Genomic DNA, 26,737 nt, shown 5'->3' with positions numbered 1-26,737 from the left:
TGCGGTACGGCGGGGATACGGCTGGAGGGCGACGCGGTTCCGGCCGCGGACACGTACTGTGAGGGAATGGGCGCGCTCCTGAGGTTCTGCCGCGAGTTCAAGTGGCATCCGCTGGCGCTCGACCATGCCCTCGCGTTGTTCCTGCTGGCGCTCAACCTGTTGGTGCCCGGCGGCCGGCACGTCGGTGAGCGGATCGAGCTGAACCAGACGGTGGTGCTGCTGTCCGTCGTGGGCGCCGTCGCGCTCACGTTCCGGCGGCGCGCGCCCCTGGTCGTGCTCGCAGTCACCACAGCGGTCGCGACCGTGTTCGCGATCGCCGAGCAGGGCAAGAGCCCGATCATCCTGTTCATGGCCTGCGCGGTCTACACCGTCGTGGTGCGGAAGGACCGGCGGACCCGGTCGATCGCGGTGGGCGCGGTGGCGGTGACGGTGCTGACCGCGGAGGTCCTGTTCGTCGACGCGAACTTCCTCGACAACCTGGGGATCGCCTTTCTGGTCCTCTTCGCGGGCGCGCTCGGTGAGGCGGTGCGATATCGGCGCGCGTTCATGGCAGAGCTGGAGGAGCGGGCCCTACGCGCGGAGCAGTCCCGCGACGAAGAGGCCCAGCGCCGGGTGATCGAGGAGCGACTGCGGATCGCGCACGAGCTGCACGACGTGATCGCGCACCACATCGCGCTGATGAACGTTCAGTCCGGCGTCGCCGCACACGTGCTGCGCAGCCAGCCGGAGGAGGCCGAGCGTGCCCTCGCCCTGGTCCGGTCCGGCGGGCGGACCGTGCTGCAGGAGCTCACCGTTCTGCTGGGCGTACTGCGCCGCCCGGGCACCTCGATGCCGACCGCCCCGGCGCCGTCGCTGCAGGAGTTGGGTGCCTTGATCGAGTCGTTCGCAGCCGCCGGGGTCGAGGTCGACTGGGAGACGCCGGACTCGATCGGCCGGCTGCCCGAGGTGACCGAGCTGACGGCGTACCGCATCGTCCAGGAGTCGCTGACGAACGTCCTCAAACACGCTCCGGGCGCGGCGGTCAGGATCCGCCTCGCCCGCCGCCCAGGCTCACTGGCCGTCGACATCACCGACACGGGCCCCACCACGTACGCCCCCAGCCCCAGCGTGCTGCTCGGCTCTGGCCAGCGGGACAACGGCCGGACTGCGGTCGCGTCCAGCACCATGTCCGCGCGTACCCCAGGCGCGCTCAACCCAGCCGGGCTCACCCAGCCCGGCGCCGGCCACGGTCTGCTGGGGATGCGCGAGCGGGTGACCGCGGTCGGCGGCAAGCTGGCGACCGGGCCGGAGCCAGGTGGCGGGTTCGGCGTCCACGCTGTTCTTCCTCTCGAGACTGGAGTCGTAGGTGACGATCCGGGTGCTGCTGGCCGACGACCAGACGCTGATCCGCAGCGGGTTCCGGGTGCTGGTGAGCTCAGCCCCCGATCTCGAGGTTGTGGCTGAAGCGTCGAACGGCCGGGAGGCGGTCGAGCTGGCCCGGAGCGAGCTGGCCGACGTGATCCTGATGGACATCCGGATGCCGGAGGTCGACGGTCTCGCGGCGACCAGGATGGTCACCGCGGACGAGGCACTGGCCGGTGTGAAGGTGCTGATCCTGACCACGTTCGAGGTGGACGAGTACGTCTTCGAAGCGATCCGGGCCGGAGCCAGCGGTTTCCTCGGCAAGAGTGTCGAGCCGGCCGAGCTGATCAACGCGATCCGGGTGGTCGCGCGGGGCGACGCCTTGCTCTCGCCGAAGGCGGTCCGAGGCCTGATGAACCGCTTCCTCACCGAGCCGCAGGTCGGCCAGGACCTCGGCCCGTCGGTGCTCGACGTCCTCACCGACCGGGAGCGGGAGATCGTCAGCCTGGTCGCGCTCGGACTGTCCAACGACCAGATCGCGGTACGGCTGGTGCTCTCGCCCTCGACCGCGAAGACCCACGTCAACCGGGCGATGGTGAAACTCGGCTGCCGTGATCGCGCCCAGCTGGTCGTGGTCGCGTATCAGACCGGCCTGGTCCGTCCCGGGACGACGCTTCCGCCGGCCGACGTACCGCAAACGCAGTAGCGGCTACGGCATCCGCAGTACGCCGAGAAGCCCACACCTGGCCGACGCGGACTACAGAGCCCGACCGGAACGATCGTCGGTATGGCTACCTTCCTCTACCGGCTCGGCCGGTTCGCGTTCCGCCGACGCCGGCTCGTCGTGCTTGTGTGGCTGGGTCTCCTGGCCGCGGGCATCGCCGGGTCCGCCACCCTGTCCGGCCCCACGTCCAACGGCTTCTCGATCCCGGGCACCGAATCGCAGCGCGCGGTCGACCTGCTCGACGAGCGGTTCCCGCAGGCCGACGCCGATGCGGGGACCGCCCGGATCGTCTTCGAGGCGCCACCGGGCCAGAAGCTCACCGACGCCGCGAATACGGCCCAGGTGCAGCAGACCCTTGGCCGGATCACCGACGCCCCTCAGGTGGCCAGGGTCGTGGATCCCTTCACCGCCAAGGCGATCTCCCCTGACGGCCGTATCGGCTACGCCCAGGTGACGTACGACGTCTCTGCGCAGGAGGTGACTCCGGAAGCGCAGGAGGCAGTGGCGGCCGCGGTCGAGCCCACCCGCGCGGCCGGACTCACAGTCGAGTACGGCGGGGACGCCATGCAGGTGCAGGAAGAGCAGAGCCTGACCGAGGTGATCGGCATCGGGGTGGCCGCCGTCGTCCTGCTGATCACGTTCGGCTCACTCGTCGCCGCCGGCCTACCGTTGCTCTCAGCAATCATCGGTGTCGGCATCGGGGTGACCGCGATCTCGGCCGCGACCGGGTTCATCGAAATCGGCTCCGGGACGCCGATCCTGGCGCTGATGATCGGGCTGGCGGTGTCGATCGACTACGCGTTGTTCATCATGTCGCGCTACCGGCACGAGTTGAGCAGCGGTCTGGAGCCTGAGGAGGCGGTCGGCCGCGCGGTCGGCACGGCCGGATCCGCGGTGGTCTTCGCCGGCCTGACCGTCGTGATCGCCCTGGCCGGCTTGTTCGTGGTCGATATCCCGTTCCTCACCCAGATGGGCTTGGCCGCCGCATTCACCGTGGTCCTCGCCGTCGCGATCGCGCTCACCCTGCTGCCCGCGTTGCTGGGGATGGCTGGGCGCCGGGTTCTCGGCGGCCGAATCCCGGGTCTGCGTGGGGGCGATCCCGAGGCATCGGGTGGTCGCCCGTCCCTTGGTCGCCGGTGGGGTCGCCTCGTCACGCGCCGGCCGGTCGCCGTACTGCTCGTGTCCGTGATCGGGCTGGGAGCGCTGGCGATTCCGGCGGCCGACCTCGAGCTCGGGTTGCCCGATGACAGCAGCGCCGCACCGGGGTCGACCCAGCGCAACGCCTATGAGTTGCTCTCCGAAGGCTTCGGTCCAGGGTTCAATGGTCCGCTGATGCTGGTCGTCGACGCTGCCGCCGCCGCGGATCCGCAGGCCGCGGCCGGCGCGACAGCGACCGCGGTACGAGCACTGCCCGACGTAGCGTTGGTGACGCCGCCGACGTTCAACCCGGCCGGGGACACCGCGTTGCTGACCGTGATCCCATCGAGTGGTCCGAGTACGACCGAGACCGCAGACCTCGTCAAGGCGATCCGCTCGCTACCGGAGTCGGGTGGTGCCGAGATCGCGGTCACCGGTTCGACCGCGTTCAACATCGACATGTCCGACAAGCTCGGCGACGCGCTGATCCCCTACCTGTCCTTGGTGGTCGGGCTCGCGTTCCTGCTGCTGATGCTGGTGTTCCGTTCGATCCTGGTGCCGCTGAAGGCGACGCTCGGCTTCCTGCTCACGGTCGTAGCGACGTTCGGGGCGCTGGTCGCGGTGTTCCAGTGGGGTTGGCTGGCCGGACTGTTCGGCATCGAGGGCGAGACCGGCCCGATCGTCAGCATGCTGCCGATCTTCCTGGTCGGTGTGGTCTTCGGGCTCGCGATGGACTACCAGGTCTTCCTGGTCACCCGGATGCGCGAGGAGCACGTCCATGGGGCGCCGCCGCGCACCGCGGTGGTGGACGGCTTCGGCCACGGCGCCCGAGTCGTCACGGCAGCGGCCGTCATCATGATCGCGGTCTTCTCCGGCTTCATCCTGTCCAGCGAGACCCTGATCCGCTCGATCGGCTTCGGCCTCGCCTTCGCCGTCGCCATCGACGCCTTCGTCGTCCGGATGACCATCGTCCCAGCCGTCATGGCCCTCCTCGGCCGCTCGGCCTGGTGGCTCCCCCGCTGGCTCGACCGGCTCCTCCCCAACGTCGACGTAGAAGGCGAGTCCCTCCGCCGCCACCTCCCACCCACCCCCGCACCCCGCGAGCCCGAACTGACCCACCACTGATGCGTGTGACCGGGGTCTCGTAGAACTTCGGAAGAGCTGCCGGACTGGCTCGCCGGCAGCTCTTCCGTCGTACGGGTGACCGCCGCCACTGACACTTCAGGCGGGAGGGGCGATCATCGACAGTCATGTGGCGCGAGATGATGAAGTCGAAGGTGCATCGGGCGACGGTGACCCAGGCCGACCTGGATTACGTGGGGTCGTGCACGCTCGACGCCGGCCTGATGGAGGCCGCGAACCTGATCCCCGGGGAGAAGGTCGACATCGTCGACATCACCAACGGACAGCGGCTGTCGACGTACCTGATCGAGGGGCCGCGTGGCTCCGGGGTGGTCGGCATCAACGGCGCGGCGGCGCACCTGATCCACCCTGGCGACCTGGTCATCCTGATCGCCTACGGGATGTTCGATGACGTGGAAGCGAAGGTCTTCGAACCGAGCGTAGTCTTCGTGGACGAGCACAATGCGATCACCCGCATCGGCTCGGATCCCGCCGAGGCGCAGCCGGACAGCGGCCTGCTCCGCGGCGACCAACTGCACCCTCCGCGCTGAACCACACAGCCCGTGCCGAGATGAGGACTGGTCGACGATGACCGACACGACCGAGACCACCGCCACCGACGCAACTGAGGTCGCCGCCGCGACCTCCGAAACCGCCGCCGACGCGAACCCCGGTGCCGCCGGTGAGACCGCCGCGCCGAAGACGGCCAAGCACGACAGTGAGCCGAACCCGAAGTTGCGGGCGTTCATGAACTCGGGCTGGGCCGACACGGAGCGACGGGACGTGACGCTCAGCGATGTCGGCGCCTGGGCCGCGAAACGCCGCGACGCGCTCTCCCAGGCGTTCCCGGGCGAGCGGCTGGTGATCCCGGCCGGCACCTACAAGGTCCGCTCGAACGACACCGACTACGTGTTCCGCCCGCACACCGACTACGTCTGGCTGGTCGGCGACCAGACCTCCGACGCCGTCCTCGTACTGGAGCCGAACGGCAGCGGCCACGATTCCGTCCTCTACTTCCGGCCGCGGGCCGACCGGAGCGAGGGCGAGGAGTTCTGGCGGGACCGGATGTACGGCGAGCTGTGGGCCGGCCGCCGTCCGTCGCTGACCGAGACGGCCAAGCAGTTCGGGATCGAGACCCGGCACGTCGACAAGCTCGCGGACGCGCTGAAGAGCGACGTGCCGACCCGGGTCCGGCGCGGCGAGGACAACTCGATCGCGTCGCTGCTCAGCGGCGTCAAGGCCGACGAGGACCGGGACCACGAACTCGCCGCCTCGCTGTCCGAGCTGCGGCTGGTCAAGGACGCGTTCGAGCTCGAGCAGCTCCGCGAGGCCTGCGCGATCACCCACCGCGGCTTCTCGGACGTGCTGACCGAGATCGACCAGGTCCGCAAGTACGGCGAGCGGTGGATCGAGGGCACCTTCTGGCGCCGGGCCCGCGCGGAAGGCAACGACGTCGGATACACCTCGATCGCCGCGGCCGGTTCCCACGCCACCACGCTGCACTGGATCGAGAACGACGGCCCGGCCACCGACGGCATGCTGATGCTGCTCGACATGGGCGTCGAGAACCGCAACCTCTACACGGCCGACATCACCCGCACGCTCGCGGTCAGCGGCGAGTTCACCCCGCGCCAGCGCGAGCTCTACCAACTGGTCCTGGACTCGCAGAACGCGGGCATCGCCGCCCTCAAGCCAGGTGTCCCGTTCGCGTCCGGTCACAAGGCCGCGATGGAGGTCATCGTGCACGGGCTGGAAGCGATGGAGCTGCTGCCCGTCTCCGCCGAGGAGGCCCTCGACCCGGAGAGCATGATCTACCAGCGCTACACCCTGCACGGCGTCAGCCACATGCTCGGCATCGACGTCCACGACTGCGCCGCCGCCCGCAACGACACCTACCGCGGCGACCTGCAGACCGGATACGTCCTGACCGTCGAGCCGGGCCTGTACTTCCAGGCCGACGACCTCACCGTCCCCGAGGACCTTCGCGGCATCGGCATCCGGATCGAGGACGACATCCTGATCACCGACGACGGCACCGAGAACCTCTCCGGCGCCATGCCGCGAGAGATCGACGCGATCCAGGACTGGATGGCATCACCGCAAGGCTGACAGCATCGGGGCGCGACCTCCCCGCAGTACCGGGTGAGGTCGCGCCCCGAACAGTCGTCACCAGATGCGAACGCGGGACTCCTCGGCCAGCCACATCTTGTCGGACTCCGACACCTCGAACGCCCGGTGGAACGCGTCGATGTTGCGCACCACCGCGTTGCAGCGGAACTCCGGCGGCGAGTGTGGATCCAGCGCCAGCCGGCGGATCACCTCGGCCTCACGAGTCTTGGTCGACCACGCGCCGGCCCAGGACAGGAAGAACCGCTGCCAGCCGGTCAGCCCGTCGATCACCGGCGGCTCCGCACCGCCGAGGGAGATCTCGTACGCCGTGTGCGCGATCGACAGGCCGCCGAGATCCCCGATGTTCTCCCCGAGCGTGAGCGCGCCGTTCACCTGGTGCCCCGGGGCCTCGGCCGGCTCGAGCACGTTGTACTGCTCGACCAGCTTGTTCGCGCGCTCCTCGAACGCCGCCCGGTCCGCATCGGTCCACCACTCGCTCAGGTTCCCGTCGCCGTCGTACTTCGAGCCCTGGTCGTCGAATCCGTGCCCGATCTCGTGCCCGATCACCGCACCGATCGCGCCGTAGTTCACCGAGTCGTCGGCGTCCAGGTCGAAGAACGGCGGCTGCAGGATCCCGGCCGGGAAGACGATCTCGTTCATCCGCGGGTTGTAGTACGCGTTGACCGTCTGCGGCGTCATCTTCCACTCGTCCCGGTCGACCGGCTGACCGAGCTTGTCCAGGTCACGCTCGGTCTCGACCGCGACGGACCGCCGGACGTTGCCGACCAGGTCGTCGGCCCGGACCTCGAGCTTGCTGTAGTCCTTCCACTTGTCCGGGTAGCCGATCTTCGGCGTGAACAGGCCGAGCTTGTCCAGCGCCCGCTGCCGCGTCTCCGGACTCATCCAGTCGAGCGCCTCGATCCGCTGCCGGTACGCCTCGACCAGGTTGCCGACCAGCTCGACCATCCGGGCCTTCGCGACCGGCGGGAAATACTCCGCGACGTACAGCTGGCCGACGGCCTCGCCGAGCGCCGACTCGACCGCACCGAGGCCGCGCTTCCACCGCTCGCGCAGCTCGGGGGCGCCGGTCAGCTTGCGACCGAAGAAGTCGAAGTTCTCCGTCACGAAGGCGCTGCTCAGCAGCGGGGCCGCGTTGTGCACGACACGCCAGCTGAGCCACTCCTTCCAGTGATCCAGCTCAACCTCCTGCAACGCCGCGGCAGCCGCGGTGAGGAAGTCGGGCTCCCGCACCACCAGCTGCTCGAACGCGCTCTCCGGCACACCGGCGTTGCTCAGCCACACGGACCAGTCGAGCCCGGGAGTCAACTCGCCCAGCGCGGCCCGATCCAGCTTGTTGTACGTCTGGGTGACGTCACGGTCCTTCACCCGGTCCCAGTGGTTCGCGGCGAGCCGGGTCTCGAGCGCGAGGATCCGCTCAGCCGCACCGGCCGGATCCGCGATTCCGGCGAGCTCCAGCATCCGCGCGACGTGCTCGACGAACGCCGCCCGGATCTCCGCGAACGTGTCCTCGCGGTAGTACGACTCGTCCGGGAGACTGAGCCCGCCCTGCGTCACGTACACGACGTACTCGTCGGACTTCTTCGCGTCCGCGTCCACCCAGTAGTGGAAAACTCCGCCGACGCCCTGCAACTCCAGCTGCCCGAGGGCCGCGACGAACCCGGCCTGGTCCTGTACTCCGGCGACGAGTGCGAGCTCATCCGCGATCGGGCCGGCGCCGAGCCGCTCGATCGTCTCCTCGTCCATGAAGCTGGTGTAGAGGTCGCCGATCTTGCGCGCCTCGGATCCCTCCGGGTGCTCGGCGGCGGCGGTCTTCTCCACGATCGTCCGGACGGTCTGCTCAGCGGTGTCCCAGAGGGCGTGGAAGGCGCCGTAGATCGCCTTGTCCGCCGGGATCTCGTGCTGCTCCAGCCACGGTCCGTTGGCGTACCGGTACAGATCGTCCTGCGCCCGAACCGTGCTGGACAGCCCCGAAACGTCGATACCTGCCGTCATCGATCCCTTGCTCCCTCGCTCTGCGACAACGCTTGCCGCGACAGTACCTGGTGAGAGCTGGCGTTGCAGTTGAACCATTCAGCACGGTCGTTCGTTGTTCTACGGTTGAAGGCAAAATCAGCCGCGTGTCGGCTACTCCGGGGGCATCGAGCCGACTCAAGGTCACCGACCAGGAGGAACCGCTCATGTCACGCCCGCTGTCCACACAGCTTGGCCGTACCCTCACTGCGACCGTCGGTCTTTCCGCCCTACTTCTCACCACTCTCAGCACCGCCTCGGCCACCACAGCGGCACCCGCTGACGCGGCTGCTGCTGCAGCCGTCGGCGCTCCCGCGAGAGACAGCGTCGACGACGAGCATTGCGGCCGGATCAGGTTCGGCCAAACGACCAACACCGCAACCGCCCTCGCCGCCGCCCCGGCCGGGCAGTCCGCCAGCTTCCCCAAGCACTTCGACCTACCGCTCAATTTCCAGCCCGAGGGCATCGCCATCGCCGGCTCCAAGGCGTACTTCGGCTCCCGGGTGGACGGCCGCATCTGGGTGGCCGACCTGCGCACCGGCACCGGCCGCGTCCTCAGCCCAGGCCCCGGTACGGCGTCCCTCGGGATGAAGGTGGACGCCAAGGGCCGGCTGTTCGTGGCCGGCGCGGGCAATGGCAACGGCCGGGTGATCGACACCCGTACCGGCGACGTCCTGGCGTCGTACACGTTCACCACCGCAACGCCGACCTTCGTCAACGACGTGATCCTGAGCAAGGACGCCGCCTGGTTCACCGACTCGCGGCAGCCCGTGCTGTACAAGGTCCCGCTCGGCCGCGACGGCGAACTCCCCGCGGCGTCGGCGGTGCAGACGGTTCCGCTGACCGGCGACTACGTACACGACCCGCTGGTCAACAACGCCAACGGCATCGCGCTCACACCGGACCGCCGGGCGCTGATCATCGTCCAGTCCGGGACCGGCACGCTGTTCAAGGTCGACCCGCGCACCGGCGTGACCAGCAAGATCGACCTCGGCGGCGCGGTGATGACCAACGGCGACGGCCTGCTCCGCTCGAACGACACCATGTACGTCGTCCAGAACCGGCTGAACAAGATCGCAGTCCTCGACCTGAACGAGTCAGGCACCAGTGGGGCACTGATCCGCGAGATCACCAGCACCGACTTCGACATCCCAACCACAGCGGCGTTCTTCGACGACCGCATCTACCTCCCGAACGCCCGCTTCGGCACCACGCCCACCCCCGAGACGGAGTACTGGGTGACAGCGGTTCACCGCTGACCCCTGAAACACCGGTTGGCGCCCTCCGGACGATCGGAGGGCGCCAAGCGGTCTCTCTATGGCAGAGCTTTCAGGAGATGGGCCTTCAGGAGATGGTCCGCAGATCACCGCGGGCGGCGGCCTTCAGCCGGCTGCCGCAGGACAGCCGGACCGAGTAGCCGGCCGGGATCGACAGCGGTTCGCCGGTCTGGGGATTGCGGCCGGTACGCGGGGCGCGCATGACCCGCTCGATACTCAGCAGGCCGGTCAGCGACACCTTGTCACCCTTGTGCACGGCCTCGGTGACGACGTCGCCCAGCGCGTCGAGGACCTTCTCGGCCTGGTTCCGCGGAATGCCCGCCTTCGACGCCACACCGGCGACCAGCTCGTTGCGATTCACGGCTCTCCTCAGACTCGTTCCGCCGCGCGGCACCCCAAACGCCACCCGGTCGATCGCCACACACCTTAACCGAAATGATTGTCGTTAGCGAGAAGATCCCACAATCCGACCCACGACAAATGTCATGGGTGGGAGAGGATCTGGTTCGGTCGGCGGGCGCGTTGGATCGGTCGGCGGCGCGATTGGTTCGGTCGTCGGGTGGATTTCGTTCTTTCGGCGGAGGCCGGCGGGTGCCCGGGTCTGAAAGTCTGGGGCCGGAAACCCTCCGACGGGGTGAGGTGCGTGCAACCGCGTCCCGATACGGTCGAGGCATGAGCCAACCGCAGCCCCTCGACCCGCGCTACGTCAGCCGGCCGCCCGTTCGCAAGAAGCGGCGGAACTGGTTCGGCCGGATCCTCGGACTGGTCATCCTGTTGTTCGTCCTGATGCTGATCTGCGTCCCGCTGTTCGCGTGGAACAAGATCGAGAAGGTCGACGCGATGCCCACCGGCGACCGCCCGGCGGAGACCCCCGGCACGACGTACCTGATGGTCGGTTCCGACAGCCGCGAGGGCCTCAGCGCCGAGGAGAAGAAGAAGCTCGGCACGGGTTCCGTCGAAGGCAAGCGGACCGACACCATCATGCTGATGCACGTCCCGGAATCCGGGCCGACCGTGCTGATCAGCCTGCCGCGGGACAGCTACGTACCGGTTCCCGGCCACGGCCGGAGCAGGATCAACGCTGCTTACTCCTGGGGCGGCGCCCCGCTGCTGATCAAGACGGTCGAGGGCGCGACCGGTCTGCGCGTCGACCACTACGTCGAGATCGGGTTCGGCGGTTTCTCCTCGATCATCGACAGCCTCGGCGGCATCGAGATGTGTCCGCCCAAGGCGATCAAGGACCAGAAGGCGCACATCAACCTGCCGGCCGGATGCCAGGAGCTCGACGGCCCGAAGGCGCTCGGCTACGTCCGGTACCGGTACGCCGACAAAGAGGGCGACCTCGGCCGGGTCAAGCGGCAACGCGAGATGATCGGCGCGGTCGCGGACAAGGCGATCTCGCCGGCCACGTTCTTCAACCCGATCCGGTACTTCCGCCTCAGCACCGCGAGCGCCGGCGCGTTGTCCATCGACAAGGAAATGAGCCCGGTCGAGCTGTACCGGTTCGCGCAGGGCATGAGGTCGGTCGCGGGCGGTGGTGACGGGATCACCATGACCGTGCCGATCGCGAGCAGCGGCAACACGGTGCAGTGGGACCGGACCAAGGCCAAGGCGCTCTTCCAGGCGTTGAAGCAGGACAAGACCACCGGCCTGAAGAGCAGCTGACCGCCGGCGATGAAGCTGGGCGACCTTGCGGGACTGCGGTTCTCGTACGACGTGGTCGGCGCGACCCGGTTCGCCGAGACGCCGTCCGGGTACCACCGGTTGGAACACCGCGCGCGCATCGGGACCGGCGACGCGGTGTTCCACCGGGCCGGAGACGCGTTGATGAGCTGGAAGATGCACAGCGCGGCCGGAATCCGGATCAAGGCGACCGAGAGTCCCGCAGTGATCGGCACCAACTCACTCGGCCGACTCGGCACCGGCCCGGTCGGCGTACCGATCCCCTGCCGGGTCGTCTGGACCGTGGACGAACCGGACCGCATCGGCTTCGCGTACGGGACGTTGCCCGGGCACCCCGAGTCCGGCGAAGAGTCGTTCGTGATCACCCGGGAGGGCGAGGACGTCTACTTCACCGTCCTCGCCTACAGCCGCCCCGCCAGCTGGTACACCCGACTGGGCGGCCCCGCATCCCGCAAGGCCCAATCCTTCTTCGCCCACCGCTACACCCGAGCCCTCCGCCACCTCGCAAACTGACCCCGAACACGTCAAAGGCCCCGCAATCTCATACTTTGCGGGGCCATCTCCATTCCTACCAACCCAAACAAGCGCTTAAGGCAACGACACACCAACAAGACAAGACTTTTCGAGGCCACCCGGTGAACCCCAGACCTGGCCCTGGTCAGCTGGCGTGCAGGGTGGGCCGGTAGATGAGCTCTTGGATGTTGCCGTCGAGCGTGCGGCTCTCGATCAGTTCGAGGTCGAAGTCGGCCGCACCCTGGAAGATCGGATCCACTCCGGTCTGACCGGTGATCACCGGGAAGAGCGTCACCTGGACGCGGTCGACCAGACCGGCAGCCATCAGCGCCCGGTTCAGCGACAGGCTGCCGTGCGAGCGCAACGGCACCCCGGACTCCTCCTTGAGCCGGGCGACGACGTCGCCGGCGTCGCCGCTCACGAGGGTCGCGTCCGGCCAGTCGAGGGGTCCTTCGAGTGTGCTCGACACCACCGTTGCCGGCAGGTTCCTCATCCGGGTGACCCAGGGGTCACGGACCTCGGAGTCCTCGGTGCTCGAGGCCAGCATCCGCGCGAACGCCCTATACGTGTTGGCCCCAAAGACCATCCGCTGCTGTTCGCCGTACAGGGCGAGGCGGTGGTCGAGCAGTTCGGGGCCTTGCTTGCCCCAGTAGCCGCCCCAGTTGCCACTGTGGGAGCCGAAGCCGTCGAGGCTGGAGAAGATGTCGAAGGTGTAGGTAGCGGTCATGATGCTCTCCTCGAGTACGGTGGGGCGCCCTCGTGGGCGGCCGCTCACCCCTGCTACGAAGCCATCGACCCCGATCCGACACCGCCTCCCGAATTTCTTCCGAGGACTTTCGGTACGCCGACAGTGGATGCCGTGCTGTTCAGGGGTGGCGGATGTAGTACTCGGTGAACTCTCGGCAGCGGGCTTCTGTGTCGAAGCGGATGATGAAGCAGTTTTCGAAGGTGCGGACGATCGCGCCGCCGGGGACCTCACGGTAGTGGGAGGTGCCGGTGGCTACTACGGTGTCGCCGTCGACGGCGACCGGGGAGTACTCGGCTTCGTAGGTGCCGGGTGCGTCGCGGGTGGAGGCCACGCCCGACGTGTCCTCCCCGAGCCAGGAGGCGACGACGGCGTCCCGGCCGACGATCGGGTCGTCGTACGGGTGATAGCGGTAGGCGACGTCTTCAGTGAACAGGTCTGCGATGTCGTCCGGGTCGTAGGACAGCCACGCGTCGACGTACCGGTTGAGCCAGCCCTGGGCGGTCTCGTGGTTCATTGGCCCACCATAATCCGCCTACGACTGCAGGCCGTCCCAGGACCAGCGTGGAATGCGCAGCCCGAGAGGGACATCGTCAGCAGCGCCGGTGTACTGCGTCATGGATACCGTGGTGGCCCAGGCGAAGTAGTCGTACAACACCTGCCGAAGCGGCTCGGCGACCAGGCCGACGTCCTGCAGGGCCTGGTCAAAGCAGGTGATCGCGCGGCGGTCCATCTCCTCGTGTGGGCCGTTGCCGCTGTGGATCCGGACGACCGAGGATTCGTCTCCGTAGGTGTCGGAGTACGTGGTGGGACCGCCGAGGGCCTCGGCCCAGTACGCCGCGAGTCGCTCGGTGTGCTGCGGATGGAATCCGTGGCTGAACGCGTGGCTGACGATCTCGTCCGCCATCACCCGCGAATGCCACGCCGCGGCCAGCCGGATCAAGCCCTCGCTGCCGCCCGCGGCCTCGTACACGCTCTCCATGTCCGGCCCCCAGTCGAAGTCGTCGAACCGGATGCAGCACACCACAGCCGGCTCTGCGATGCTAGGGCGGGTGAGTCCGAAGACGTTGGGTGATTTGATCGCGCCGGACTGGGCCGAGGCGCTCGCGCCGGTCGAGGCGACGGTGAGCCGGATGGGCGAGTTCCTGCGGGACGAGATCGCCGCCGGACGCGGCTATCTGCCGGCCGGGGAGAACGTACTGCGAGCGTTCCAGCGGCCGCTCGCCAATGTAAAAGTGCTGGTGGTCGGCCAGGATCCGTACCCGACACCGGGCCATCCGGTCGGCCTGAGCTTCTCGGTCGCACCCGATGTGCGCCCGATCCCGCGCAGCCTGGCGAACATCTACCGCGAACTGATGGCCGACGTGGACGCCCCCGCGCCCTCGAACGGCGACCTGACTCCCTGGGCCGACCAGGGCGTGCTGATGCTCAACAGGGTGCTCACCGTGCAACCAGGTAAGCCCGCCTCGCACCGGGGCAAGGGGTGGGAGGCCGTCACCGAGCAGGCGATCCGCGCACTGGTCGCGCGTGGCGGTCCGCTCGTCGCGATCCTCTGGGGCCGCGACGCACAGACGCTCAAGCCGATGCTCGGCACGGTCCCGTCCATCGAGAGCGCCCACCCCAGCCCGATGTCGGCCGACCGCGGCTTCTTCGGGTCCCGCCCGTTCAGCCGCGTCAACGCCCTCCTTGCCGAACAGGGCGGCGCCCCTATCGACTGGCGCCTCCCCTAGCCAAGTCAGTACTACGCCCGGGCCGGGTCGGCAGGAGCCAAACCGGCCCGGTCTTTGCTGTGCCCAGGTTCCAGAACCGGCTGCCCCGATCGATTGACATCGCCCCGGCCGCACCCGTACGGTCTCGCATTAATAGGAAGTTTTCCTAACAGTTGCCCCTTCGATCAATCAGGTCGGTACGGCGCCGCGCGTTCCGGGCAGGAAGGAGGCAGGGTTAGCTCATGGCCAGCACACCCGGTACACCCCGCCTGCTCCGCGCGATGAACGACCGAGCCGCCCTCGATCTGCTGCTCGAACAAGGTCCCCTGTCCCGGACCACGCTGGGCAACCTGACCGGTCTGTCCAAGCCGACCGCGTCCCAGCTGCTCGCCCGGCTGGAGAGCGCCAGACTGGTCCGGCAGAGCGGCACGAGCGCCGGCCGCCCCGGCCCGAACGCCAAGCTCTACGAGATCAACGGCGATATCGCGCACGTCGCAGGCCTGGACGTGACACCGGCCCGGATCCACGCGGCGATCGCGGACCTCACCGGCAAGGTGGTCGGCCGATACGAGCTGCCCACGCCCGGTCGTACCGCCAAGGGCACCGTCGATCGTGTGATGAAGGCGATCGACGGCGCACTGGGCGACGCCGGGCTGACCAAGGACCGGCTGTACCGCGTCTCGATCGGCACCCCCGGCGGATTCGACCCGACCACGGGGCGGCTCCGGTACGCGACACATCTGCCCGGTTGGCACGACCCGCACCTGCTCGAGGAGCTGGCCCGCGCGATCGCCGTACCGCTCGAGGTCGAGAACGACGTGAACCTCGCCGCGATCGCCGAGCAGCGCATCGGGCACGCCCAGGACAGCGACAACTTCGTGCTGCTGTGGGGCGAGGAGGGCATCGGCGCGGCGGTCGTGATCAACGGCCGGCTGCATCGCGGTGCGACCGGCGGCGCGGGCGAGGTCGCCTTCCTCCCGCTGCCCGGCACCCCGCTGGTCCGCAACGTCGGCCGCAACAACGCCGGCGGATTCCAGGAACTGGCCGGCGGCGAATCCGTCCTGGCCCTGGCCCGCAGCCACGGCCTCAGAGCCCGTACTGCGCAAGCAGCGATCGCCGCCGCCGTCAACACCCCGGGCGCCGGCGACGAAGTACTCACCGAGTTCGCCCATCGGCTCGCCGTCGGTCTCGCCGCGATCGTGGCCGTGGTCGACCCCGAGCTGATCGTGCTCGCGGGCGGGGTGATCACGGCCGGCGGCGAACGGTTGCGCGCCCTGGTCCAGGAGGAGCTCGCCGATCTCGCCGTACCCCGGCCGCGGCTGCTGCTGACCGCCATCACCACCGACCCGGTGCTGTCCGGGGCGCTGCAGTCCGCCCTGAGCACCACCCGCGACACAGTCTTCGACACAGCCGGCCCGACCAGCAGGGGCCGCACCGACTAGAACCCACCGCCACCCGTCCAACGGACCAGGTCCACCACGGCTACCTGGCCCGGCGGATCCGCACGGCCAGAGCCAGGAGAGTCAAAGGATGAAACTCACAGTCGTAGGGGGCGGATCCACCTATACGCCCGAGCTCGTCGACGGGTTCGCCCGGTTGCGGGACACGTTGCCGGTGGACGAACTCGTCCTGGCCGACCCGGCGCTCGACCGGCTCGAACTCGTTGGTGGCCTGGCGCAACGAATCTTCGCCAAGCAGGGTCATCCGGGGCTGGTGACCACGACCTCGGATCTCGACGCCGGGATCGACGGCGCGGACGCGGTGCTGTTGCAGCTGCGCGTCGGCGGCCAGGCGGCACGGAACCAGGACGAGACCTGGCCGCTCGAATGTGGTTGCGTCGGGCAAGAAACCACTGGCGCCGGCGGGCTGGCGAAGGCGTTGCGCACCGTTCCCGTCGTACTGGACATCGCCGATCGGGTCCGGCGGGCGAACCCGGACGCGTGGATCGTCGACTTCACCAACCCGGTCGGGATCGTCACCCGGGCGTTGTTGTCCGAGGGTCACCGGGCCGTCGGGTTGTGCAACGTGGCGATCGGATTCCAGCGGCGGTTCGCGCGGTTGCTCGGGGTGTCGCCGGAACAGGTCGCGCTGGATCATGTCGGGTTGAACCACCTGACCTGGGAGCGCGCAGTACGGGTCGACGGCGAGGACAAACTGCCTACGTTGCTGGCCGAGCATATCGGTTCGCTGGCGGATGACCTGCACTTGCCGGCTGAGTTGTTGCTGCAGCTCGGGGTGGTCCCGTCGTACTACTTGCGCTACTTCTACGCGCACGACGAGGTGGTCCGCGAGTTGCTGGAGAAGCCGTCGCGGGCTGCCGAGGTGGCGGCGATCGAGAAGCAGCTGCTGGATCTGTACGCCGATCCGACGCTGGACGAGAAGCCTGCGCTGCTGGAGCAACGTGGTGGCGCGTACTACTCCGAGGCCGCGGTCGCGCTGGCGTCGTCGCTGCTGAACGACACGGGTGACGTGCAGGTGGTGAACACCTTGAACAACGGGACGCTCCCGTTCCTGCCGGACGACGCGGTCATCGAGGTGCCGGCGACTGTCGGGGCCGCCGGTACTACGCCGTTGCCGGTCGCGCCGCTGGAACCGTTGTACGCGGGACTGGTCGCGAACGTCACGGCGTACGAGAATCTGGCACTTGAGGCCGCACTGAAGGGTGGGGACCAGCGGGTCTTCAATGCTTTGCTGGCGCATCCGTTGGTCGGGCAGATCGAGTACGCGCGGGCGCTGACCGACAAGCTGCTCGCGCACAACCACGAGTACCTGCCGTGGGCGAACTGATGGCGGCTTTGCTGCCGGGCGGGGTGCTGGCGATCGACGCCGGCAACAGCAAGACGGATGTTGCTCTGGTCGGCCCTGACGGTCGAGTGCTCGGTACGGCGCGGGGTGGTGGTTTCGAGCCGTACCTCGTTGGCGGCTTCCTCCCTGCCGTGGAAGGGCTCGCGCCGCTGGTCGCTGCCGCGGCGGCTGAAGCCGGGTTGGTTGTGGGCGACGGACCCCTCGTCCAGCAGGTGTCCGCGTGCCTGGCGAACGCGGACCTGCCGATCGAGGAGCAACGCATCGCCGATGTCATCCGTTCGTTCGGTTGGGGAGAGTCGGTGTACGTCGCGAACGACACCTTCGCCTTGCTGAGGGCCGGCGTCGACGAGCCGCGGGGGATCGTCGTGGTCTGTGGCGCCGGGATCAACTGTTCCGGCCTGCTGCCCGACGGCCGCACTGCCCGGTTCCCCGCGGTGGGCAAGATCTCCGGAGATTGGGGCGGTGGGCAACAACTCGCGGAGGAGGCGATCTGGTCGGCGGCCCGCGCCGACGACGGCCGGGGCCCCGCCACCGCCCTGGCCACGGAACTGCCGCGGCATTACAGGGTCGGGTCGATGACCGAGCTGATCGAAGCGATGCACCTCGGCGAGATCCCGGCGGCCCAACGGCTCGAGGCCGGCCCGCTGCTCTTCCAGGTCGCCGCCGCCGGGGATGCGGTCGCGGCGGAGCTCGTCCAGCGCCAGGCCGAGGAGATCGTCAGCATGGCGGTGATCGCGATGCGCCGCCTCGATCTCCTGGACGAACCGACCCCGGTGGTCCTCGGCGGAGGCGTCCTCACCGCGGGCCACCCGCTCCTGCTCGATTCGGTCATCACGCTGCTCGCCGAGGCCGCGCCCAAGGCCGCGCCGTCCGTAGTACAGGTCCCACCCGTCGTCGGCGCCGCCCTCCTCGGCCTCGACCACACCGGCGCACCCCACGCAGCCCACCTCGAACTACGAGCCGCCTACGCCACCTGACCCACCCCCGACCAGCCCAACCCCGGCACCGCCCGCCTCATCCCGGCGGATCTCGCCTTTCCTCAGCTCCGCTCGAGCGGAGCGGTGTTCGCTCTGGGCATTACCGTGAGCCTTGTGACGAGACTTGCTTGCGGTGTAATCATGATTACATGAGTACACAGGCGGAGAGTGAGCGGGTGCGGGGCTGGTTGACGGGGCGGCTGCCGCAGGAGTGGTTCGAGGGTGAGCCGGAGGTGACGATCGACCGGGACGAGATCCTCATCGTCGGGACGATCCCGGCGCCACAGCAGGAGGGTGACGTCAGCGAAGCGGCGCGGTCGGCGGCCGAGGAGGGGCGGATCAAGCAGTACCGGGAGGACACCCGGGAGCGGCGGATCGAGATCGCCCGCGAGCTCGAGCACGCCACCCGGCGGAAGGTCGCATGGGGCGTCAACTGTGGTGAGACGCGGACGGTGTTCACGTCGCTGTCCGCGCCGGTGATGACGCGGTTGCGGCAGCCGGAACGCCAGGTGCTGGACACGCTGGTCGACGCCGGGGTCGCCCGCTCCCGGAGCGACGCGCTCGGCTGGTGCGTCAAGCTCGTCGCCCAGCACAGCGAGACGTGGCTCAAGGACCTCCGCGACGCGATGTCGAAGGTCGACGACGTCCGCCGGGCAGGCCCGGACGCCGGCTAGGAACATCCGGACAGGCGGGCTCCTGCCGGAGGCGATCCACTCCGGCAGGAGGGCTGATGACTACCGCTGGCCGCCTTGCCAGTTGCCGTTGTCGCCGGAGCCATTGGACCAGTTGCCCGACTGCGGCGCGCCATGCGTCGCCGGGTACTGCGGATCCGGGTACTGCGGGTCCGGGTACTGCGGGTCCGGGTAGTCAGTCGTGCCGTTGGCGCCCTGGTTCGCAGTACCGGCTGATGCCGTCATCGACTGGCCGCGTTCGAACATGGTGCGGAGTGCCTGGCCGGCCAGCTCGCGACCCCCGAGGCCGAAAGCGAGACCGAGCGCCAGGGCGACACCACCGAGCACGATCAGCAACGTGTTGCCGGTGAGCTGGACCGCGATACCGAGCTGGGTCAGCGCGGCGAACGCGGCGTACACGAGAACCGCGTACTTGCCGACCTTGGCCAGGGTCTCGTTGCCGGTCGCGCCGCGGATGATCGCGGCCAGGAAGTTCGCGAACAACGCGGCCAGGCAGATGATCACGATCGCGGCGAAGATCCGTGGGATGTAACCGAGCATGTCGCTCATGAAGGCCGAGATCTCCGGCACGCCGAGCGCGGAGGCGAACATCGTGAAGCTGATCAGGAAGACGAACCAGAACACGACCTGGCCGAGCATCGCCGACGCGGTCAGCCCGGTGCCGGAGCGCTGCAGCACGCCGGACACGCCGGCCCGGTCCATCCACTGGTCGAAGCCGACCCGGCCGAGCAGCTTGCCGACGAGTTTGCCGAGCACTTTCGCGACGAAGTAGCCGACGATCAGGATGACCAGGCCACCGAGCAGGTTCGGGACGAAGCCCAGGAGCTTGCCGAAGGCATCTTCGAAGGGTTGGGTGAAGTCGATCGCTAGTGCGGACATCGGCCTTCCTTCCGGATTGGCCCGCACTCGAGGGCACGCATCGGTCCGCGCGACGACGGGCACGGGCGGATGCAGTGTGGTGTCGGTAACACTCTCGTGCCCGGTGAGCCGAAGCGCAAACACCGGTTCAACGAAAAGTATTTGCGTAAGGCAATGACCGTTTCAGTCGGACGGTGCTGACCCCGGCGGCTGCACCCGTCCAGACCCTTGAGATCCTGGCGGTATGACCGATGTCGTGATCCGGCGTGCGATCCGCGCCGACCTGCCCGGGATCATCGCGATGATCGCCGACGACCAGCTCGGTGCGACCCGCGAGTCCGTCGACGACCTGACGCCGTACGAGGCCGCGTTCGAGGCGATCGACGCCGACCCGAACCAGCTCCTGGTCGTTGCCGATCGCAACGGTGAGCCGATCGGCACGCTGCAGTTGACGATTATCCCGGGGCTGTCCCGGCGTGGTTCGTCACGCGGCCTGGTCGAGGCGGTCCGGGTCGCCGCGTCGGCCCGCGGTATCGGCCTGGGCAGCACGCTGATGGAGTGGGCGATCGAGGAGTCGCGCAACCGGGGCTGCGCCCTCGTCCAGCTCACCAGCGACAAGTCCCGCACCGACGCCCACCGCTTCTACGACCGGCTGGGCTTCGAGAACAGCCACGAGGGCTTCAAACTCAAGCTCAGCTGACCCGCGGTACGGCGTACCGGCGGTCAGCTGACTCGGGCCGCCGGGGCGGTGAAGGTGTTGCAGGACGCGGGATTGGTGGTGGTGAAGGCAGGGCCGACCCACGCCCACATGTTCTTGCGGGAGCCGTGGTCGCGCTTCTTCTTCGGGTTGTACTCGTCACCGCTGTGCTTGGCCTGGAACTCCCAGATGTCGTGCTTGCGGCCGGTCAGCCCGAGCGTGGTCCGGTTCGCGCCGAGGAAGGCCGCGCCCAGGCAGCTGGCCTGCAGTTCGACCCGCCGGCGCTCCTCCAGCTTCGCCGCCTCGGTCTTCGCCCAGCCCTCCCGTGAGTTCGCCGAGATCAGGATGTTGGTCAGCAGCTGCACGTGATGCGCGTACTCGTGCGCCAGCGTGTCCATCATCCTGACCCGGGCCGCCTCCTTGTCGATCCGGTAGTTCTTCAGGTCGACCGACGATCGAATGGTGATCGTCTCGTCGTCGCCGCAGTAGAACGCCAGGTCGGCCTCACCGGTGCACGCGGACCGCTGGCTCGACCGGTAGATCACCAGCTTCGGCGCACGGAACGGGTACCCCGCCTTGCGGACCAGGGGCGCCCACGCCTTGTTCAGGCACGGCAGCAGGGTCTGGTAGTACTTCAGCAGGGCCGCCTCCGTCGACGGCTTGATCTTCGGCTCGGTGCATTTCACCGACGGCACCTTGCCGACGGCGTACAGCTTGTTCTGCTTGACCCGCACCGCGTCCGGCACCGGCTGGACGGTCACGGTGACCGTCGGCTGGGGCGGGGCGGGCAGCGGGTCCTCGGTCTGCTTCACCGACGGACGGGCCAACGGGTTCTCGACCGTGTCGTCGTAGGAGTCGATCAGCTTGGAGCCCGCGAACACGCCGCCGCCGAGCAGGACCAGCATCAGGGCCGAGAAGCCGGCGATGAACGGCTTGGAGTACCGGGCGGGCGGTTTCAGCTGAGGCGGCTCGGTCGAGAACTGCGGCGGCTTCCGCGTCGACGTCGAGTGCCAGCCGCCGACGGGCCGCGGCCCGCCGGGCTGCTTGGTCCCGGTCAGCGGGGTGGCCGGGGCGTCGGACAGCGGCGCCGGTGGAGGTGCGCCGAATCCGGTCTGGCCAGGGTCGCTGGGCAGGGGCTTTGCCTTGCGCAACGACGGATCCACCGGGGGGCGTACCGGATGTGCCTTCCCCAGGCCCAGCGATTGACGGGGTACCGCACGCGGGCTCGCCGTACCGGTCTCGACAGCGGACTCACCAGCCCCGCCCGGCAGGAAGTATCCCGGCTCTGGTGCAGGCGACCGCTCCGGAGTGGGCGTGGTCTCCGGGGTGGTGTCGTCGGCCATGTATTCGTCCCTCTTGTCCTCGGTCAGCTGACCTGGGCGGTGCCGCCGGATGATGCTATGCCCTGCGACCGCCCCGGCCTACTGCTTCGCCGCTCTTGACATCGCCCTCGCCATTCCCGGCCAACTTACATACGTTGTGTAACCAGATTCGAGCGCAAGGGAGACCGCTGGATGAGCGTCCTGGACACTTTCGGGCTGAAGGATCGCCGGGCCCTCGTCACCGGCGGCAACCGCGGCCTCGGCCGGGCCTTCGCGCTCGCCCTGGCCGAAGCCGGTGCCGACGTCGCGATCGCGGCCCGCGACTCCGCCCGCAACGACGAGGTGGTGAGCGAGATCGAGGCTCGCGGCCGGCGCGGATTCGCCGTACCGGCCGACATCACCCAACGGGCCGAGGTCACCGCGCTCGTCGCCGACGTGACGGCCGAGCTCGGCGGGATCGACATCCTGGTCAACAACGCCGGGATCGCGATCCACCGACCCGCCCTGGAAGTACCGGACGAGGAATGGCAGCAGGTCATCGACCTCAACCTCACCGCCCTGTGGAACACCAGTACGGCGGTCGCCCGCACCATGATCGACGCGGGCGGCGGGGTGATCGTGAACGTCGGCAGCATGTCCGCGCAGATCGTGAACCGTCCCCAGTGGCAAGCGTCCTACAACGCGTCGAAGGCGGCCGTCCACCACCTGACCCGCAGCCTCGCCGCCGAATGGGCGCCGCACAACATCCGCGTCAACGCCATCGCACCAGGCTATGTGAAGACCGACATGGCACCGGTCGACCAGCCCGAGTTCCGGCAGAACTGGATCCTCGACGCCCCACTCCAGCGCTACGCCACCCCTGAGGAGATCGCCCCCTCGGTCGTCTACCTGGCCAGCCCCGCGTCCGCCTTCATGACCGGCTCCGTCCTCCTCATCGACGGCGGCTACTCGATTTACTGATCAGGCTCGCCCGAACGCGAGGAAATGCGGGCTCGCGGACATCATCCGGGGATCGCGCTCCACCAACCGGGCCAACGTGATCGCCGCCGGCAACAGCCTCGGGACGTCGTCGTCGGCCGCGTTGTCCAGGGTCGGTGCGGCAGGGCCCTCGACACCGAGTACGTCGACGTCCTCGAATCCCGCGCTCTCGAACTCCGCGCGCAACTCGTCCGCGTGATGGAAGTACGCGTTCGTGAACCCGTTCGGGTCGTCGTAGTGCCGTCCAGTCGCCAGGGCGTCCGTGAACAGGTGCACGTTGTCCTCGCTGAGCCGCCCGTTGTTCCCGTACTCCAGCAACCCGGCGTACCGGCTGATCCCCGCCGCGACGACGAGTCCGCCCACCCGCGTAACCCGGCGCGCCTCCCGCAACGCCTGAGCACGATCGGCGGCATCCACCAAGTGGTACAGCGGCCCCAGCAACAGCGTCACGTCAACACTGCCGTCAGCCTGATCCAACGCGCGCGCATCCCCCACCGCCGCCGTGAATCCCCCGACCGCCCGGGCCTGCTCCACATGTTCTTCGACCGGATCGACCAGGTGCACCTCGTACCCGTCCCCGACCAGCCACTTCGCATGCACCCCGGTGGCGCCGCCCACGTCGAGCACCATCGCCGGCGTCGCGGGCAGGAACCGTCGCACCAACTCCCGCGTCCGCAAGAACTCCAGCTGCCCGTGCCCACTCCGCGCCAGCCGGTCGCCCTCGACGTACCGCTCCCGATAGAACTCTCGAATCGCCGGATCCAGTTCAACCATCGCCCCATCATCCCGGTCCCAAAATCCCCGGACACCTCCTTTTCCAGGCGCTACCCTGCGGCCCGTGGACACCTTTGAGCGAGCTGAGTACCCGCGGGCGGCGAAGTACGACGACGAGTGGGTGCTGGGCGGGGACATGGGGCCGCATCCGTTGTGGTTGCTGGAGGATCTGGCCCGCGATCTCGACCTGCGACCGGGGATGCGGGTGCTCGATCTGGGGTCGGGCAAGGGGCGGACGAGTGTGTTCCTGGCGAAGGAGTACGGCGTACAGGTGTGGGCCGCCGATCTGTGGGTGGACCCGACCGAGGTCGCCGCGGGGTTCGCCGGCCTCGACATCACGCCGTTGAAGGCGGAGGCGCATGCGTTGCCGTTCGCGCGTGAGTTCTTCGACGCGATCGTGTGCGTGGACGCCTACGAGTACTTCGGTACCGCGGACGGCTACCTCGCGTACCTGACCGGCTTCCTCAAACCGGGTGGACAGCTGGGCGTCGCGACCCCGGCGATGCGGAAGGAGATCCGCGACCTCGGGTACATCCCGGACCACATCAAGAAACTGGTCGGCTGGGAGGCGATCGCCTGGCACACGGCCGACTGGTGGCGGTTCCACTGGGAGATCACCGAGCTCGTCGACGTCACGTCCGCGCGGCTGCAGGAGAACGGCTGGCGCGACTGGCTCACCTGGTCCCGCGCCGTCTCCGCCCGCAACGGTACCCCCGACGCCACGGTCGAGATGCTCGAGGCCGACCAGGGCGAGTACCTCACGTTCGCCCTCCTCACGGCCCGGAAACTGTGATCCGGCCGGGGGCGGGGTTGGGCGACTTGACGAACTGGGGAATGCTGGGGGCATGAGCTGGGCTATCTATGCGATGCGCGGTCCCGGCGGTGTCCGGCGGCTGGAGGACATTCCGGACGGCTACGAACCGCCTTCCCTCGGTACCGCGGACGACGTGGTCGGCGTGGTCCGCGAGGTGGTACCGGGCGTGGATGCGAGCAAGAAGTCCTGGTTGCTCCTGCGGAGTGACGAGTACGACGTCGAGATGACGATCGGCAAGGGCGTCGAGGTCCGCGACATCACCTTCTACCTGAACGACGGGCCGCGCTCGATCCCGGTCGTGATGGAGATCAGCCACCGCCTCGGCGTCACCCCGTACGACACCGAGTCCGGCAACTTCCTCACCGAGGAGTCCAGGCCGCCCGTCCCACCGCCGCTCACCGACGACGAGATCAAGGCCAACAAGCCCAAGTGGTGGAAGTTCGGCCGCTCTTAAGACCTTGGTTCAGGCCGGTCGGGTGGAGACCAGGACGCCGATCTTGTTGATGCGGTGCTCGGGGTTCCCCAGGGCGTCTTTCCAGTAGTTGCCCTCGGCATGGTCCTCGAGGGTCCTGCAGGTGGAGAGAGTGATCATCGCGCGGGTGGCGACCTCGCCGGGTCGACCGGGGACGGCAGCGTTCTGCTGCGCGAGCTCAGCGGGCTTGCGGAACGAGATCGTCATCGTCTGCAAGATCACGTAGTCGTACACGGTCCCGTTGGCGGTGATCAGGACGTGGTCGCCGTTGCGGACCTCGGGCAACCGGCCGAAGGGGCGGCCGTGGGTGGTGCGATGCCCGGTGATGATGAAGTTGCCGACCTCGCCCGGCCCGACCCCGCCCCGCGGACCCCTGGGTGACGCGGCTGCGCCCCGGTCCTGGATCCGCGTCCCGGGGAGATCGTCCGCGGTACCGGTGTAGGCGACCACCCGCAGCCCGCTCAACCCGAGCTCGGGGATGCCGAGCCGGACCGGGGTCGTCGTCATCGTCCGCTCAGCGGTCGGCTCCGGCGATGTCGGTGCGACGGTCGGCGGCGGTGCAGTCGGAGTAGTAGAAGGCGCGGTCGTCGGCCCGCCGGCGGTCGGCGTACCAGGCGTTCCATCCGTCGTACCAGCCGTCGGCGTACCGGCTGGCGTCGCCGTAGACCCCGTGTCAGCGAGTTCCACATCCGAGCACGACGTCAGCGCCGCCGCGAGCAGCACAGCACCGACCAACCGCCTCACCATGGTTTCGAAGGTAGCTCGCATCCCCGAAAGCCCACCGAAATCCCGCCTCCACCCGCGAACCCATCCCTGGGTAGGCTCGACCGGCCCGAGTTGAGGAGGTAGGACGTTGATCCGGCTGTCTCGTCGTGGAGTACTGATCGGCGCCGCCGCACTGGCCACGAGCACCCTGCCGGCCGCGTCGGCCACCGGTACGCAGTACGACTTGAAGGGCCGGCTGCAGGACCTCGAACGGGACAAGGACTGCCGGATCGGCGCCTACGCGCTCGACGTCGGCAACGGCCGGACCGTCCGGTACCGCGGCGACGAACGCTTCCCGGTGCTCTCCACCTTCAAGGCGTTCCTCGGCGCCGCCATGCTCGACCGGAGCCGGTACTGCGAACCAGGGCTGCTCCGCAAACGGCTGACCTGGGCCAAGGCCGACCTGGTCGCGAATTCACCGATCACCTCGCAGCACATCGACGACGGATTGACGGTCGCGGAACTCTGCTGGGCGGCGATCTGCGTCAGCGACAACACCGCGGCGAACGTTCTGCTGAAGCAGATCGGTGGGCCGGACGGTCTGACCTGCTTCATCCGCCGCCTCGGCGATCCGGTCACCCGGCTCGACCGCTGGGAGATCGAACTGAACAACTGGTCGCCGTCCGAACGCCGCGACACCACCACGCCAACCGCGGCCGGCCGATCCCTGCGCATGCTGACGGTCGGCGGCGGCCTCCACCCCGCCGACCGGACTGCGCTGATCGCTTGGATGCGCGCCGCCAGGACGGGTGGAAAGCGGATCCGCGCGGGCCTGCCCAAGACCTGGATCGTCGGCGACAAAACCGGTACGTCGAGCAGTTACGGGAGCGCGAACGACATCGCGATCGCGCACCCGCGGAGCGGTGCACCGCTGATCCTCGCCATCTACACCAATCGCTCGCAGCCCACCCAGGTCACTGACGAGGCAATCATCGCCTCGACCGCCACCGCCCTGGCCCAGGCCCTCGGACGCCGGTAACATCGGCGCGCCTCAGCGGACCAACCTGGTCCCGGGGTGACAGTGGAAGGTAATGATGAGCGTCGAGCAGTTGCCCGTGGAGCAGCACGAGGACGAATGTAAGCCGTGGTGCAGCCCGAAGCACTACCGCTTCTGCGGCGGTCCCTGCTGCCCACACCTGCACCCGGCCGACGAGCTCACCACGCGACCGGCAGATGAGTACGGGGACGGCGG

The 26,737-nt window shown here is 68.7% G+C and carries 27 protein-coding genes; 18 read left to right on the top strand and 9 right to left on the bottom strand.

Annotated features, from left to right (window positions below):
- The first annotated feature begins 66 nt into the window (after positions 1-66).
- The 5 genes from EV643_RS33010 to EV643_RS32990 all read left to right on the top strand — a co-directional run bounded on the left by EV643_RS33010 (position 67) and on the right by EV643_RS32990 (position 6,433).
- Positions 67-1,443, top strand: coding sequence for a sensor histidine kinase (locus tag EV643_RS33010; RefSeq protein WP_133804110.1), 1,377 nt, complete (start codon positions 67-69; stop codon positions 1,441-1,443).
- A complete protein-coding gene (locus tag EV643_RS33005; protein WP_133804109.1) occupies positions 1,346-2,047 on the top strand; it encodes a response regulator transcription factor in 702 nt (233 codons plus the stop codon). Before EV643_RS33010 ends, EV643_RS33005 begins: the two co-directional genes overlap by 98 nt.
- A gap of 81 nt (positions 2,048-2,128) precedes the next feature.
- Positions 2,129-4,327 (top strand): MMPL family transporter, encoded by a 2,199-nt coding sequence (locus EV643_RS33000; RefSeq protein WP_133804108.1) that lies wholly within the window; start codon positions 2,129-2,131, stop codon positions 4,325-4,327.
- A gap of 125 nt (positions 4,328-4,452) precedes the next feature.
- Positions 4,453-4,875: an aspartate 1-decarboxylase gene (panD, locus tag EV643_RS32995; protein ID WP_133804107.1), complete on the top strand. Its 423-nt coding sequence runs from the start codon at positions 4,453-4,455 to the stop codon at positions 4,873-4,875.
- A gap of 37 nt (positions 4,876-4,912) precedes the next feature.
- Complete coding sequence (locus EV643_RS32990; RefSeq protein ID WP_133804106.1) at positions 4,913-6,433, top strand: aminopeptidase P family protein; 1,521 nt, start codon at positions 4,913-4,915, stop codon at positions 6,431-6,433.
- Positions 6,434-6,490: 57 nt separating this feature from the next.
- Here the strand turns inward: EV643_RS32990 and EV643_RS32985 are convergent, their stop codons facing one another.
- Entirely contained in the window at positions 6,491-8,446 is a 1,956-nt protein-coding gene (locus tag EV643_RS32985) for a M13 family metallopeptidase (RefSeq protein WP_133804105.1), read from the bottom strand.
- Between the two features lie 185 nt (positions 8,447-8,631).
- Between EV643_RS32985 and EV643_RS32980 the strand changes: the two genes are divergently transcribed.
- Positions 8,632-9,723 (top strand): SMP-30/gluconolactonase/LRE family protein, encoded by a 1,092-nt coding sequence (locus EV643_RS32980; RefSeq protein ID WP_133804104.1) that lies wholly within the window; start codon positions 8,632-8,634, stop codon positions 9,721-9,723.
- Between the two features lie 85 nt (positions 9,724-9,808).
- Here EV643_RS32980 and EV643_RS32975 read toward each other — a convergent pair whose 3' ends face one another.
- The gene (locus EV643_RS32975) at positions 9,809-10,102 is read right to left on the bottom strand and encodes an HU family DNA-binding protein (protein ID WP_133804103.1); all 294 of its coding nucleotides are present in this window, start codon (positions 10,100-10,102) and stop codon (positions 9,809-9,811) included.
- Positions 10,103-10,413: 311 nt separating this feature from the next.
- Here EV643_RS32975 and EV643_RS32970 point away from each other — a divergent pair, with 311 nt between their 5' ends.
- Complete coding sequence (locus EV643_RS32970; protein ID WP_133804102.1) at positions 10,414-11,406, top strand: LCP family protein; 993 nt, start codon at positions 10,414-10,416, stop codon at positions 11,404-11,406.
- A 9-nt stretch (positions 11,407-11,415) separates the two neighbouring features.
- Positions 11,416-11,937, top strand: a complete 522-nt coding sequence (locus EV643_RS32965) for a DUF1990 domain-containing protein (protein WP_133804101.1) — start codon at positions 11,416-11,418, stop codon at positions 11,935-11,937.
- 145 nt (positions 11,938-12,082) lie between these two features.
- Here the strand turns inward: EV643_RS32965 and EV643_RS32960 are convergent, their stop codons facing one another.
- From EV643_RS32960 to EV643_RS32950, 3 genes are all read right to left on the bottom strand, one after another.
- Positions 12,083-12,664 (bottom strand): dihydrofolate reductase family protein, encoded by a 582-nt coding sequence (locus EV643_RS32960; protein WP_133804100.1) that lies wholly within the window; start codon positions 12,662-12,664, stop codon positions 12,083-12,085.
- Positions 12,665-12,803: 139 nt separating this feature from the next.
- The gene (locus EV643_RS32955; RefSeq protein WP_133804099.1) at positions 12,804-13,199 is read right to left on the bottom strand and encodes a nuclear transport factor 2 family protein; all 396 of its coding nucleotides are present in this window, start codon (positions 13,197-13,199) and stop codon (positions 12,804-12,806) included.
- A gap of 18 nt (positions 13,200-13,217) precedes the next feature.
- Positions 13,218-13,664: a group II truncated hemoglobin gene (locus EV643_RS32950; RefSeq protein ID WP_133804098.1), complete on the bottom strand. Its 447-nt coding sequence runs from the start codon at positions 13,662-13,664 to the stop codon at positions 13,218-13,220.
- A gap of 58 nt (positions 13,665-13,722) precedes the next feature.
- Here EV643_RS32950 and EV643_RS32945 point away from each other — a divergent pair, with 58 nt between their 5' ends.
- The 5 genes from EV643_RS32945 (at position 13,723) to abmR (ending at position 18,847) form a co-directional block, all read left to right on the top strand.
- Complete coding sequence (locus EV643_RS32945; RefSeq protein WP_133804201.1) at positions 13,723-14,412, top strand: uracil-DNA glycosylase; 690 nt, start codon at positions 13,723-13,725, stop codon at positions 14,410-14,412.
- 221 nt (positions 14,413-14,633) lie between these two features.
- The gene (locus EV643_RS32940) at positions 14,634-15,833 is read left to right on the top strand and encodes an ROK family transcriptional regulator (protein ID WP_133804097.1); all 1,200 of its coding nucleotides are present in this window, start codon (positions 14,634-14,636) and stop codon (positions 15,831-15,833) included.
- An 88-nt stretch (positions 15,834-15,921) separates the two neighbouring features.
- Positions 15,922-17,178, top strand: a complete 1,257-nt coding sequence (locus EV643_RS32935; RefSeq protein WP_133804096.1) for a 6-phospho-beta-glucosidase — start codon at positions 15,922-15,924, stop codon at positions 17,176-17,178.
- Complete coding sequence (locus EV643_RS32930; protein WP_133804095.1) at positions 17,178-18,173, top strand: N-acetylglucosamine kinase; 996 nt, start codon at positions 17,178-17,180, stop codon at positions 18,171-18,173. Before EV643_RS32935 ends, EV643_RS32930 begins: the two co-directional genes overlap by 1 nt.
- A 149-nt stretch (positions 18,174-18,322) precedes the next feature.
- Positions 18,323-18,847: an ATP-binding transcription factor AbmR gene (gene abmR / locus EV643_RS32925; RefSeq protein ID WP_133804094.1), complete on the top strand. Its 525-nt coding sequence runs from the start codon at positions 18,323-18,325 to the stop codon at positions 18,845-18,847.
- A gap of 60 nt (positions 18,848-18,907) precedes the next feature.
- Here abmR and EV643_RS32920 read toward each other — a convergent pair whose 3' ends face one another.
- Positions 18,908-19,744 carry a mechanosensitive ion channel family protein gene (locus EV643_RS32920; protein ID WP_133804093.1) on the bottom strand — a complete coding sequence of 279 codons (837 nt, stop codon included), beginning with the start codon at positions 19,742-19,744 and terminating at the stop codon, positions 18,908-18,910.
- Between the two features lie 223 nt (positions 19,745-19,967).
- Between EV643_RS32920 and EV643_RS32915 the strand changes: the two genes are divergently transcribed.
- The gene (locus EV643_RS32915) at positions 19,968-20,423 is read left to right on the top strand and encodes a GNAT family N-acetyltransferase (protein ID WP_133804092.1); all 456 of its coding nucleotides are present in this window, start codon (positions 19,968-19,970) and stop codon (positions 20,421-20,423) included.
- A 23-nt stretch (positions 20,424-20,446) separates the two neighbouring features.
- Here the strand turns inward: EV643_RS32915 and EV643_RS32910 are convergent, their stop codons facing one another.
- The gene (locus EV643_RS32910; protein WP_133804091.1) at positions 20,447-21,763 is read right to left on the bottom strand and encodes a neutral zinc metallopeptidase; all 1,317 of its coding nucleotides are present in this window, start codon (positions 21,761-21,763) and stop codon (positions 20,447-20,449) included.
- Positions 21,764-21,934: 171 nt separating this feature from the next.
- Between EV643_RS32910 and EV643_RS32905 the strand changes: the two genes are divergently transcribed.
- Positions 21,935-22,702 carry an SDR family NAD(P)-dependent oxidoreductase gene (locus EV643_RS32905; RefSeq protein ID WP_133804090.1) on the top strand — a complete coding sequence of 256 codons (768 nt, stop codon included), beginning with the start codon at positions 21,935-21,937 and terminating at the stop codon, positions 22,700-22,702.
- Here EV643_RS32905 and EV643_RS32900 read toward each other — a convergent pair whose 3' ends face one another.
- Positions 22,703-23,494, bottom strand: a complete 792-nt coding sequence (locus tag EV643_RS32900) for a class I SAM-dependent methyltransferase (RefSeq protein WP_133804089.1) — start codon at positions 23,492-23,494, stop codon at positions 22,703-22,705. It lies immediately after the preceding gene.
- Between the two features lie 64 nt (positions 23,495-23,558).
- Here EV643_RS32900 and EV643_RS32895 point away from each other — a divergent pair, with 64 nt between their 5' ends.
- Complete coding sequence (locus EV643_RS32895) at positions 23,559-24,287, top strand: SAM-dependent methyltransferase (RefSeq protein ID WP_202869870.1); 729 nt, start codon at positions 23,559-23,561, stop codon at positions 24,285-24,287.
- A gap of 52 nt (positions 24,288-24,339) precedes the next feature.
- A complete protein-coding gene (locus tag EV643_RS32890; protein WP_133804088.1) occupies positions 24,340-24,762 on the top strand; it encodes a hypothetical protein in 423 nt (140 codons plus the stop codon).
- A 9-nt stretch (positions 24,763-24,771) separates the two neighbouring features.
- Here the strand turns inward: EV643_RS32890 and EV643_RS32885 are convergent, their stop codons facing one another.
- Positions 24,772-25,527: a class E sortase gene (locus EV643_RS32885; RefSeq protein WP_238165955.1), complete on the bottom strand. Its 756-nt coding sequence runs from the start codon at positions 25,525-25,527 to the stop codon at positions 24,772-24,774.
- 106 nt (positions 25,528-25,633) lie between these two features.
- Between EV643_RS32885 and bla the strand changes: the two genes are divergently transcribed.
- A complete protein-coding gene (gene bla, locus EV643_RS32880; protein WP_133804087.1) occupies positions 25,634-26,524 on the top strand; it encodes a class A beta-lactamase in 891 nt (296 codons plus the stop codon).
- Positions 26,525-26,737 lie beyond the last annotated feature (213 nt).

The organism is Kribbella caucasensis, from assembly GCF_004361855.1.
Taxonomy (GTDB): domain Bacteria; phylum Actinomycetota; class Actinomycetes; order Propionibacteriales; family Kribbellaceae; genus Kribbella; species Kribbella caucasensis.
Note: the sequence above shows the minus strand (reverse complement) of the source record. Positions and strands in the feature narration are given on the sequence as shown.

Bases quoted from the DNA above. Each gene is read 5' to 3' on its own strand.
- EV643_RS33010 (WP_133804110.1), top strand. From the start codon at position 67: ATGGGCGCGCTCCTGAGGTTCTGCCGCGAGTTCAAGTGGCATCCGCTG.
- EV643_RS33000 (WP_133804108.1), top strand. From the start codon at position 2,129: ATGGCTACCTTCCTCTACCGGCTCGGCCGGTTCGCGTTCCGCCGACGC.
- panD (WP_133804107.1), top strand. From the start codon at position 4,453: ATGTGGCGCGAGATGATGAAGTCGAAGGTGCATCGGGCGACGGTGACC.
- EV643_RS32990 (WP_133804106.1), top strand. From the start codon at position 4,913: ATGACCGACACGACCGAGACCACCGCCACCGACGCAACTGAGGTCGCC.
- EV643_RS32985 (WP_133804105.1), bottom strand. From the start codon at position 8,446: ATGACGGCAGGTATCGACGTTTCGGGGCTGTCCAGCACGGTTCGGGCG.
- EV643_RS32980 (WP_133804104.1), top strand. From the start codon at position 8,632: ATGTCACGCCCGCTGTCCACACAGCTTGGCCGTACCCTCACTGCGACC.
- EV643_RS32970 (WP_133804102.1), top strand. From the start codon at position 10,414: ATGAGCCAACCGCAGCCCCTCGACCCGCGCTACGTCAGCCGGCCGCCC.
- EV643_RS32965 (WP_133804101.1), top strand. From the start codon at position 11,416: ATGAAGCTGGGCGACCTTGCGGGACTGCGGTTCTCGTACGACGTGGTC.
- EV643_RS32960 (WP_133804100.1), bottom strand. From the start codon at position 12,664: ATGACCGCTACCTACACCTTCGACATCTTCTCCAGCCTCGACGGCTTC.
- EV643_RS32955 (WP_133804099.1), bottom strand. From the start codon at position 13,199: ATGAACCACGAGACCGCCCAGGGCTGGCTCAACCGGTACGTCGACGCG.
- EV643_RS32950 (WP_133804098.1), bottom strand. From the start codon at position 13,664: ATGGAGAGCGTGTACGAGGCCGCGGGCGGCAGCGAGGGCTTGATCCGG.
- EV643_RS32945 (WP_133804201.1), top strand. From the start codon at position 13,723: ATGCTAGGGCGGGTGAGTCCGAAGACGTTGGGTGATTTGATCGCGCCG.
- EV643_RS32940 (WP_133804097.1), top strand. From the start codon at position 14,634: ATGGCCAGCACACCCGGTACACCCCGCCTGCTCCGCGCGATGAACGAC.
- EV643_RS32935 (WP_133804096.1), top strand. From the start codon at position 15,922: ATGAAACTCACAGTCGTAGGGGGCGGATCCACCTATACGCCCGAGCTC.
- EV643_RS32930 (WP_133804095.1), top strand. From the start codon at position 17,178: ATGGCGGCTTTGCTGCCGGGCGGGGTGCTGGCGATCGACGCCGGCAAC.
- abmR (WP_133804094.1), top strand. From the start codon at position 18,323: ATGAGTACACAGGCGGAGAGTGAGCGGGTGCGGGGCTGGTTGACGGGG.
- EV643_RS32920 (WP_133804093.1), bottom strand. From the start codon at position 19,744: ATGTCCGCACTAGCGATCGACTTCACCCAACCCTTCGAAGATGCCTTC.
- EV643_RS32915 (WP_133804092.1), top strand. From the start codon at position 19,968: ATGACCGATGTCGTGATCCGGCGTGCGATCCGCGCCGACCTGCCCGGG.
- EV643_RS32910 (WP_133804091.1), bottom strand. From the start codon at position 21,763: ATGGCCGACGACACCACCCCGGAGACCACGCCCACTCCGGAGCGGTCG.
- EV643_RS32905 (WP_133804090.1), top strand. From the start codon at position 21,935: ATGAGCGTCCTGGACACTTTCGGGCTGAAGGATCGCCGGGCCCTCGTC.
- EV643_RS32900 (WP_133804089.1), bottom strand. From the start codon at position 23,494: ATGGTTGAACTGGATCCGGCGATTCGAGAGTTCTATCGGGAGCGGTAC.
- EV643_RS32890 (WP_133804088.1), top strand. From the start codon at position 24,340: ATGAGCTGGGCTATCTATGCGATGCGCGGTCCCGGCGGTGTCCGGCGG.
- EV643_RS32885 (WP_238165955.1), bottom strand. From the start codon at position 25,527: ATGGTGAGGCGGTTGGTCGGTGCTGTGCTGCTCGCGGCGGCGCTGACG.